At 61.6% G+C, this 8,720-nt stretch carries 9 protein-coding genes, 1 tRNA gene and 1 pseudogene; 9 read left to right on the plus strand and 2 right to left on the minus strand.

The window, feature by feature from the left end:
• Position 1 precedes the first annotated feature (1 nt).
• Positions 2 to 499 (minus strand): PPA1309 family protein, encoded by a 498-nt coding sequence (locus QP802_RS10145; RefSeq protein ID WP_256001015.1) that lies wholly within the window; start codon positions 497 to 499, stop codon positions 2 to 4.
• 175 nt (positions 500 to 674) lie between these two features.
• Between QP802_RS10145 and QP802_RS10150 the strand changes: the two genes are divergently transcribed.
• From QP802_RS10150 to QP802_RS10170, 5 genes are all read left to right on the plus strand, one after another.
• On the plus strand, positions 675 to 3,569 hold the full coding sequence (locus QP802_RS10150) for a UPF0182 family protein (RefSeq protein WP_407933416.1): 2,895 nt from the start codon (positions 675 to 677) through the stop codon (positions 3,567 to 3,569).
• Between the two features lie 134 nt (positions 3,570 to 3,703).
• Positions 3,704 to 3,777: transfer RNA gene (locus QP802_RS10155), tRNA-Met, on the plus strand.
• A 465-nt stretch (positions 3,778 to 4,242) separates the two neighbouring features.
• Positions 4,243 to 5,265, plus strand: a complete 1,023-nt coding sequence (locus tag QP802_RS10160) for a DUF4192 domain-containing protein (RefSeq protein ID WP_284818670.1) — start codon at positions 4,243 to 4,245, stop codon at positions 5,263 to 5,265.
• A 161-nt stretch (positions 5,266 to 5,426) separates the two neighbouring features.
• On the plus strand, positions 5,427 to 5,570 hold the full coding sequence (locus QP802_RS10165) for a hypothetical protein (protein ID WP_016456431.1): 144 nt from the start codon (positions 5,427 to 5,429) through the stop codon (positions 5,568 to 5,570).
• A 91-nt stretch (positions 5,571 to 5,661) separates the two neighbouring features.
• A complete protein-coding gene (locus QP802_RS10170; protein ID WP_034997554.1) occupies positions 5,662 to 6,093 on the plus strand; it encodes a single-stranded DNA-binding protein in 432 nt (143 codons plus the stop codon).
• A gap of 100 nt (positions 6,094 to 6,193) precedes the next feature.
• Here the strand turns inward: QP802_RS10170 and QP802_RS10175 are convergent.
• A pseudogene (locus QP802_RS10175) lies at positions 6,194 to 6,517 on the minus strand (recombinase family protein); the annotation flags it as partial.
• Positions 6,518 to 6,713: 196 nt separating this feature from the next.
• On the opposite strand from QP802_RS10175, the gene QP802_RS10180 reads away from it, so the two are divergent.
• The 4 genes from QP802_RS10180 to QP802_RS10195 all read left to right on the plus strand — a co-directional run bounded on the left by QP802_RS10180 (position 6,714) and on the right by QP802_RS10195 (position 8,361).
• Positions 6,714 to 7,259: a TetR/AcrR family transcriptional regulator gene (locus QP802_RS10180; RefSeq protein ID WP_284804241.1), complete on the plus strand. Its 546-nt coding sequence runs from the start codon at positions 6,714 to 6,716 to the stop codon at positions 7,257 to 7,259.
• A complete protein-coding gene (locus QP802_RS10185) occupies positions 7,256 to 7,615 on the plus strand; it encodes a DMT family transporter (RefSeq protein ID WP_038610824.1) in 360 nt (119 codons plus the stop codon). Before QP802_RS10180 ends, QP802_RS10185 begins: the two co-directional genes overlap by 4 nt.
• On the plus strand, positions 7,612 to 7,941 hold the full coding sequence (locus tag QP802_RS10190; protein ID WP_034666342.1) for a DMT family transporter: 330 nt from the start codon (positions 7,612 to 7,614) through the stop codon (positions 7,939 to 7,941). The genes QP802_RS10185 and QP802_RS10190 overlap by 4 nt, the downstream gene beginning before the upstream one ends.
• Positions 7,942 to 8,046: 105 nt before the next feature.
• Positions 8,047 to 8,361, plus strand: coding sequence for an NIPSNAP family protein (locus tag QP802_RS10195; RefSeq protein WP_230208643.1), 315 nt, complete (start codon positions 8,047 to 8,049; stop codon positions 8,359 to 8,361).
• The last annotated feature ends 359 nt before the right edge of the window (positions 8,362 to 8,720 follow it).

Below are 8,720 nucleotides of genomic sequence, written 5' to 3' on the forward strand. Positions count from 1 at the left end.
CTTAGGACAGCTCATCAGGGTCTTGTTCCAAACCGTAGCGTAACGCAGCAATAACATTCGGCGCCACGTTAGGCCCACCGCGAAGCTCAATATCATCCTGGGCGAACAGGCCGCGCTCCTCCAGCTCCTCCTCGGTTAGGCGCATCTGCAGCAGCGTCTGCTCGATGCCCTCCTCGCGCAACACACCGGAGAAGAGGCGCGCCGGGCGCGGCGAGGGGTCGTCGCTGCTGGTGTCCCGGAACATGATCTCCTGTGCCAGCACGGCTCCCTCCACCGCGTGTGGCCAGGCGATACGTGCCACGTACTCCGCCAGCTCCTCGGAGCCGGGGCGGATGTTGTCCGGCAGGTTGTCCTGCACGACGAGGGTCAGGGGCGAAGAGGCGTCGTCAACCTCGAGTTGCTCGAGCTCGTCCACAAGCAGGGAGGAGGGCACGAGTGCGAAGAGCGTTGGCCCTTGGTCCCAGCCTTCCGCGTGCACGAACTCGACGGCTTCGGACATGGCCTTATTTAATGCTTGTTGGTTGAGCACGGGAACCCTTCTGTCAGTTCAGGCGTTACACTTTTTAAGGTAGAACCTTAATACGCGTACTAAGACTATTTCGAAGGAGCAGGATTTGGCCACCCGCCTCAGCCAACCACAGCCCCACGCGAAGAAACAGAACTCCGGACTTGCCATCACCATTGGTGTCCTCGGTGTATTGCTGTTTTGCATCCCGATCCTGATCGGTCTCTACACCGATTTTCTTTGGTTCGGGGAGCTTGATTTCCGTGGGGTCTTCAACCGCGTCATCGTGGCGCGAGTGGTGTTGTTTGTTATTTTTGCCGCCGTTGGCGCGCTGATCACCTACCTCGCCGCGTGGCTTGCGTGGCGCGGCCGCACAAAAGAAGCCTTGAGCTTTGAAGCCGTTGTCGGCGACACGCGGACCCAGGTCAACTTGCAGCAGGGCGTTCGCACGCTCTTGGTGTGGGTTCCGGTGGTGATCGCGGTCTTCTCCGGCCTGGCAGGGCAGCGCCTGTGGCGCACGTTCATGCTGTGGTTCAACGGGGAATCCTTCGGCGTGGATGATCCGCAGTTTGGCAAGGACCTCGGGTTCTACGCCTTCGCACTGCCGGGTATCACCGCGATTATCGACGGCCTCTCGCTCCTGCTGCTCGTCGCCTTCATCGTTGGCGCGGTGGGCCACTACTTGCTGGGCGGCATCCGCATCGGCAATAAGGTCAGCGGGGTGCCGGGCCACATTTCGACGTCCGCTCGCGTGCAGCTTGCCGTGACCGCGGGCCTGTGGATGGTGCTCAAGGCAGTTAGCTACTGGCTGGAGCGCTACACCCTGCTGTACTCCCAGAACGACATCTTCACCGGTGCGTCCTACACCACGGTCAACGCGTCGCTGCCGGCCAAGGTGATCCTGACGGTCATCGCGGTGCTCGTCGCAGCGGCGTTCTTCGCGTCCGTTGTATATAAGGACTTCCGCGTTCCTGTGCTGGCCGCGGTGCTGATGCTTGTGTCCTCGCTCGTAGTCGGCGGTGTGTGGCCGGCGCTGCTGGAGCAGTTCTCGGTCAAGCCGAACCGCCAGTCGAAGGAAGCCGAGTACATCGCCCGCAATATTGAGGCCACCCGCTACGCGTTCGGCTTGACCGACGAGCAGGTGAAATACCAGGACAACTGGGGCGCGGAAAAGGTCTCCAACGATAAGGTTGCGGACGACGCTGCCACGATCAGCAACATTCGCCTGCTGGACCCGGAGATCATTTCACCGACCTTTACCCAGAACCAGCAGCTGCGTAACTTCTACGGCTTCCCGGACCAGCTGGCGATGGACCGCTACGAGGTTGACGGCAAGATGCGCGACTTCGTCGTCGCGGCCCGCGAGATGGACCCGAACGCGCTGCGCGAAAACCAGCGTGACTGGATCAACCGCCACACCGTGTACACCCACGGCAACGGCTTCATTGCAGCGCAGGCGAACCGCGTTGACGAGGCCGCGCAGGACGCAGGCTCCACCCGTGGTGGTCTGCCGATCTTCACCGTTTCCGATTTGCAGACCAACGCGATCGCTGCTGAGAAGGACCAGGCAGACGAGCTGGGCATCCAGGTCGACGAGCCGCGCGTCTACTACGGCCCGGTGATCGCCTCTGCGAACGACGGCCTGGACTACGCCATCGTCGGCGATAACGGCCAGGGCCCCGTCGAGTATGACACGGACAGCTCCACCTACACCTACCAGGGTGAAGGTGGCGTCAACATCGGCAACTGGGTCAACCGCATCGCGTACTCCGCGAAGTACCAGGAGCTAAAGTTCCTGCTGTCTGACCGTGTTGGCTCCGAGTCGAAGATTCTCTACGACCGTGACCCACGCGAGCGCGTTGAGAAGGTCGCGCCGTGGCTGACCACCGACTCCAAGACCTACCCGGCCGTGATCGACGGCAAGATCAAGTGGATTGTGGACGGCTACACCACGCTGTCCCAGCTGCCGTACGCAACGCGCGAATCGCTGACCGATACGACGCAGGACGCGCTGAACCCAGACGGGACTACGCAGCGCCTGCTGAACAACAACGTCGGCTACATCCGCAACTCCGTCAAGGCGACCGTTGACGCCTACGACGGCACGGTGGACCTCTACGCATTCGACGAGAACGACCCTGTGCTCAAGGCATGGATGGGCGCGTTCCCAGACACCGTGCGCCCGGCAAGCGACATCTCCGATTCGCTGCGCGACCACCTGCGTTACCCGGAGGACCTGTTCAAGGTTCAGCGTGAACTGCTGGCTCGCTACCACGTGAACGACCCAGGCGTGTTCTTCAACAACGACGCCTTCTGGTCCGTGCCGAACGACCCGACCGCGCCGGAAGGCCGCAAGGAGCTCAACCAGCCTCCGTACTACGTCGTCGCCGGTGACCCGGAAACTAACCAGCCTTCCTTCCAGCTGATTACGCCGTTCCGTGGCCTGAACCGTGAGTTCCTTTCCGCGCACATGTCCGTGTCCTCCGACCCGGAGAACTACGGCCAGATCACCGTCCGCGTGCTGCCAACCAACACGCAGACCCAGGGCCCGAAGCAGGCGCAGGACGCCCTGATGTCCTCCGACCAGGTGGCGCGCGACCGCACCCTGTGGCAGGGCACCAACGACCTGAAGAACGGCAACCTGCTCACCCTGCCGGTTGGCGGGGGAGAGATCCTCTACGTGGAGCCGATTTACTCGCAGCGCAAGGACCAGGCATCGGCCTTCCCGAAGCTGCTGCGCGTGCTCGTGTTCTACCGCGGCCAGGTCGGCTATGCGCCGACGATCTCCCAGGCGCTGAAGCAGGTTGGCATTCACTCTGAGGCCGCCCAGGACATCGACATCGTCGACGACAAGGGCAACACGAAGCCAGCCGAGGAAGCACCAGCCGACGGCGAGAAGGCCGAGACCCCAGCACCAGCAGCTGCCGGTAACAAGGACGAGGCGCTGAACAACATCAACGACGCGCTGCGCAACCTGGAAGGCGCACGCAACGGCTCCTTCGAGGAGTACGGCAAGGCGCTCGACGAGCTGGACCGCGCCGTGAAGGAATACCAGAGCATGTAACCCTTCCCGTGTGACAGCCTGAATCCCCTGCGAATCCGTGAGGTGCGCAGGGGATTTGGTGTTTGAAAGAGGTATGCGTATAGTTATCACTCGTTGCCCGTTAAGGCAGCAGGTGAAAATCAAATATCACCCGACGCGGGGTGGAGCAGCTCGGTAGCTCGCTGGGCTCATAACCCAGAGGTCGTTGGTTCGAATCCAGCCCCCGCTACTAAGATAAGGCCCCTACCAGTGGAAACGCTGGTAGGGGCCTTCTTCATTTTGTGATCGGATCGCCATTTGGTGCACTAGCTGGTGCACTAGGGTCAAAATCCTGCACCAAACGGAACTGCGACGCTCCAACGACGCGGCGCAGGTTTTCGGTGCATTGCTTAGTGATTGCTAGGACGGCAGCAACGAAGGAACGCCACGGGAGTCGGCAGTTCGAGGAAAGCAACTGCGAACTGCTGTGCAAGTCTCACAACCGCGCCAAAGGTAACGCTTAACCAGCGGCGACGCGGGGATCTAACAATGCTGCGTCGCTAGCGCTCGCACCCAGCGAGCGAGCATCAGGCTGCGCTAGCGACGCCGAGCGCACAAAGGCACTGCACTGCGGGGATACGCCTGCGACCGGCAGAGCCGGACTGAATACGGGATTGACCACGTTCACCCCGTATTCGTGCAAAGGAGCACTGCCATGTCCACTCATTCCCACACGCTTGCATCTCACGGCGAGATCCTCGCGAACCTCCCCGGCATCCTCGGCTTCTACCCGAACAACTCGCTGATCCTCGCGTTCTTCGTCGACGACGAGGGCGTCGACACCGTCCGCCTCGGCCCGGTCGCGCGGTTCGATCTGGACGAGGCCGTGGAGAAGCTCACCGAGAGTCGCGAGCGGTTCGCAGCGTGGGTCCACCACCTCGAACTCGACGCTGTTATCGCGTACATGATCAGCGATGACATTGCGCAGCCGGTCTTTGACGAGACGGCCACGTATCTCACTAGTGGGGCAGTGCACCTACCGCCGCTGCTCGGGGTGGTGCAAGTGCCCGAGATCGTCACCGGGGCTGCGTGGTGGTCTGTGTACCAGCATCCGCTCATCGACGAGCCGCGCCACGGCGTTGTCGGCGAGGTCGCCGCATCGGCGGCGCTGCGGCAGATGCTAGAGCACACCGGCGAGCTGCCGGAGCCGAGCAAAGACGACATCGAGGCACGCCTGAACAGCACCGATCACGGCATCGACGCTGCCGAGCACGCCGACATCATCGAAGACGCGCTGGCGTATATCCCGCCCATGTTCTCCGACGTGCTGCAGCGTGAATACGAGCAGGCGGCGGCAGGAATAACCCAGCCGAGCACGCGCGCTGTTCGATCGGCGCTGAAATGCTTCACCACGCCGCGCTTGCGAGACGCGCTGCTCGCGGCGCTGCTCGATGACCCGCAGGCGGGCCTACGGTTCGCGGAGCAGGTTATGCGTGCTGTCCCGACCAGCTGGCCAGGGATGCGCGCGCAGCTCACCACCACGGTTGCCGTGCTTGCGCACGCCACAGGCCAGCCGGGACTAGCTGGCGTGGCCGCGCACCGAGCCACCGAGTTCGGGCCAGACGAGAACTTCCCGTCGTTGGTGGCGAAGCTGACCGACATCGGCCAAGGCGAGCGGATGGTCGAACTCGTCCGCGAGGGCGCCGAGAAGACCCGCACGATCTTGTTCACCGAGTAGCACCACACACCCCGTTGCAGCGATGCAACGGGGTTTCTTTTTTTCTCGTCGGCCGTGGCTTGCGACAGCAGACACTTCAACGAGGCAGGGGAGCGACCCCTAGACAGCAGAGCTGTCTCCAACAGACGGATTGACCACCAATCCGAACAAGGAGGCACGTGATGCGCGACATCACCCACACCGACCTGGAACTGCTCTACCAGCTCGCCGACGGCATCGACGGCGAGGACGCCGATCCGGGTGCAGCACAAGAACTGCGCGACCTAGAGGCGGCAGGCACGCCGCTGCCCTGGGCAGTGCTGTAACGACAGCGCAACCCCCCCGCAGCAGCAAAGCAGCTGCTTCAACACCCACATTGCACGGCAATTCACACCCACCCACATAAGGAGAACCATCATGTCCAACCCCTTCAACAACGGCACCATCGTCGGCAACGCAGCTCGCGCACCGAAGCTGTTCGAGCACGCAAACGGCGGTGCGACGGTGAAGCTCAGCGTCTATGCGCGCAACACCTTCAAGAACAAGGCCACCGGCAAGGTGGAAAGCGAGATCGTGGAGCTGACCGGCTACGTCCAGGACGCGAAGAACCCCGGCGTGTTCGGCTGCATCGGGTCCGGCGACCGTGTCGCAGTGAGCTACTCGCTGAAGACCGACGTCTACACCGACAAGGACGGTGTGAAGCACTACCCGCTGGTCGCCCGTATCGACACCGTGCAGCTGATCGACTCCAAGAAAGAGTCCGCTGCGCGCGCAGCCCGTCGCGGAGGCGAGGCGGCGAACGCCGCCCTGGCTGGCGCTGACGCCGACAACGACGAAGCACCGTTCTAACAACGACACCCCGCAGGGAAACCTGCGGGGTTATTTTTTCAACTATTTCACGGTGTTGATCCAGCTCTTTCACGGCCTTACCCAACTGAACAAAACCCAACAGCCCTAGCATCAGCTTGGCGATCGGGGTGGAGTCTTTTGAGTAGGTCTGTCCCTCCTTGAGGAACTTCACCGACACTCCTTTGCTGACTAGCTCGTCAACAATGGCGTACAGATCCGTCAGTGAACGCGCGCACCGATCCATCGACGTGACGACAAGCTGATCTCCTGCACGGACATATCGCATTGCTTCATCAAGTCCAGGGCGCTCACGCGATCCACCACTGGCCTTATCCGTGTAATAGGTGAAGACCTTCTCTGCCTTGAGTTGTTCAATCTGACGATCAAGGTTCTGATCTTTCGAACTCACCCGGGCATAGCCCACCTTTTGTCCTGAGATCGCCCCCAACTGTTCAGTGATCTCCAGAGGCAGTGACGGTTCTGTTCCGTTAGTCTTGGAACTAACCCTAGCGAACAGGAAGTTTTTTCATTCACAAATTGTTCGCTTGGGGTGTACCCCAGGTGCCCCTACCAGCGCCCGCAGTTGAAGGCTTCACCTACCAAATGGTAAAGTTAGCTATATGCGAACCAGTCAGCGCTCCGAGATCCTGGAAGCTGCCCTCCGCGTCATGAACGCAGCGGAGGGTGGCGACATTACCCTTGACGCAGTGGCCCACGAGGCCGGGCTCACCAAACCGGGATTGCTATATCACTTCCGCAACCGCGACGTACTGCTCGCCGCGATCGTCGACCACGCTGCGGCCAACGTCGAGAACGACATGACTGCCACCCTTGGCAAGCCCCTCGAGAACGCCAACGCCACCGAGCGGCTCCTGAGCTACGTTCACGTCGCCGCCCACGGGGCCGCCAAGCGCGCCGAGTTCATCATCTGGGGCCAAGCGACGTACCGGCCCGAACTCACCGAACCGTGGACTACGCGGATGGGCCGCTGGCTCGAACTCCCGGACGATCTCGACGCCGCCACCCGAGCCAGGCTGACCACCGCCCGACTCGCCGCCGACGGACTCTGGGGCTCCCAGGCCACAGGTGTGTCCACCCTCCACGGCGCGGATCTCGAAGCCGTCGTCTCCAGCATTCGCTCCCTAATCGAAGGAACAACCCCATGAAGCAGTGGTTCCTGCTCGCTGGTGCCATCACTACCGAAGTGGCGGCGACGCTGTCTCTCAAGGCGGCGCTCAATCACCCATCCTGGTACATCGTGGTTGCTGCCGGATACATCGGCGCTTTCGTCTTCCTCACCTTCTGCCTGCGCGAAGGAATGCAGATCGGCGTCGCCTATGGCATCTGGGGAGCCAGCGGGGTCGTGCTCGCCGCTGTGCTATCCGCCGCGATTTTCGGTGAACCTCTGACTGCTGTGATGGGTCTTGGAATGGTTCTGATCATCAGCGGTGTCCTCACCGTCGAACTCGGCTCCCAGAAAGCTCAGCAAACCGCAGCCCAGGAAGCAGGAGTCAACTCATGAGATGGATCTTCCTCGCAGGCGCCATCTTGTCCGAAGTCGTCGCGACCATGTCGCTACGAGCCTCCGACGGTGGCCGGGTGAAGAAATGGTTCATCGGCGTCATCGCGGGGTATCTCGTGGCGTTCGTCGCCTTAAGTCTCGCCTTGGCCGACGGCATGGCCCTTGGCGTCGCCTACGGCATCTGGGCAGCATCCGGCGTAGCTCTCACCGCGATCCTCGCCCGGGTCATCTTCCACGAACCCCTCACCCGAACCATGGCCCTCGGCATCCTCTTCATCGCCGTCGGAGTTCTCACCGTTGAAATCGGCGCCAACTTGGCGAACTGACGCATTTCCGCAGGTAAACCAGGCAGATTGGTGTGCCCCAGGTGCACCACGAGGCGCACAGACAAAGGCTCCCCAATGAGCGCCTGTGGGCCTAGCGTTGTGGATGTGATCACCTGTGTCGTCCACTACACCATCGACCCCGACCAGATCGCGGCCTTTGAACAGTTCGCCCGCGCTTGGATGCGGCATGTCGACGAACACGGCGGCACCCACCACGGGTACTACCTACCCGCGGAAGGTGTGAGTGACCGTGCGGAATCCCTGTTCAGCTTCCCCAGCCTGGCTGCCTACGAGCAGTACCGCACCTTGTTCGGCACCCACCCGGACTTCATCGCCGCTGACCGGATTCGAGACGAGTCCGGGTGCGTCCTGCGGTACGAGCGCACCTTCATGCGGCCGCTCCTACCCCAGGGACACTGAAAGGGACTCCGGCAGCACGCTCGGCACAACCCACAACGCCGCAGGTCAGCGCGTACAGATGGGTGTACCCGATTGCGAAGTGGATCTAGCGGGCTCTAACCCGGAGGGGTAGGCGATTCCACATCCTTAAATATAGGGGTGCGGCACGGAGTGTCGTCGATAAATAACCATTTGATGCGCGCGTGCGGAATTAACAACGAAATACCGCTAAAACAGACAACATATGGGGTGCACAGAAACACATATAAGTTCTGCGGAAAACCTATAGGGTGCGTCGCTAAAAACCGCTGTGCGCGAAAAACATAAAGGGTTTACGGACCCGGTCCCAGACCCCTCAATACTCTGAGCCGGAAGAATGG

Origin of the sequence: Corynebacterium sp. UMB10119B (genome assembly GCF_030228125.1) — a bacterium.
GTDB classification, from domain to species: domain Bacteria; phylum Actinomycetota; class Actinomycetes; order Mycobacteriales; family Mycobacteriaceae; genus Corynebacterium; species Corynebacterium pseudogenitalium.

Bases quoted from the DNA above. Each gene is read 5' to 3' on its own strand.
- QP802_RS10145 (WP_256001015.1), bottom strand. From the start codon at position 499: ATGTCCGAAGCCGTCGAGTTCGTGCACGCGGAAGGCTGGGACCAAGGG.
- QP802_RS10160 (WP_284818670.1), top strand. From the start codon at position 4,243: ATGTCCACTCATTCCCACACGCTTGCATCTCACGGCGAGATCCTCGCG.
- QP802_RS10165 (WP_016456431.1), top strand. From the start codon at position 5,427: ATGCGCGACATCACCCACACCGACCTGGAACTGCTCTACCAGCTCGCC.
- QP802_RS10170 (WP_034997554.1), top strand. From the start codon at position 5,662: ATGTCCAACCCCTTCAACAACGGCACCATCGTCGGCAACGCAGCTCGC.
- QP802_RS10180 (WP_284804241.1), top strand. From the start codon at position 6,714: ATGCGAACCAGTCAGCGCTCCGAGATCCTGGAAGCTGCCCTCCGCGTC.
- QP802_RS10185 (WP_038610824.1), top strand. From the start codon at position 7,256: ATGAAGCAGTGGTTCCTGCTCGCTGGTGCCATCACTACCGAAGTGGCG.
- QP802_RS10190 (WP_034666342.1), top strand. From the start codon at position 7,612: ATGAGATGGATCTTCCTCGCAGGCGCCATCTTGTCCGAAGTCGTCGCG.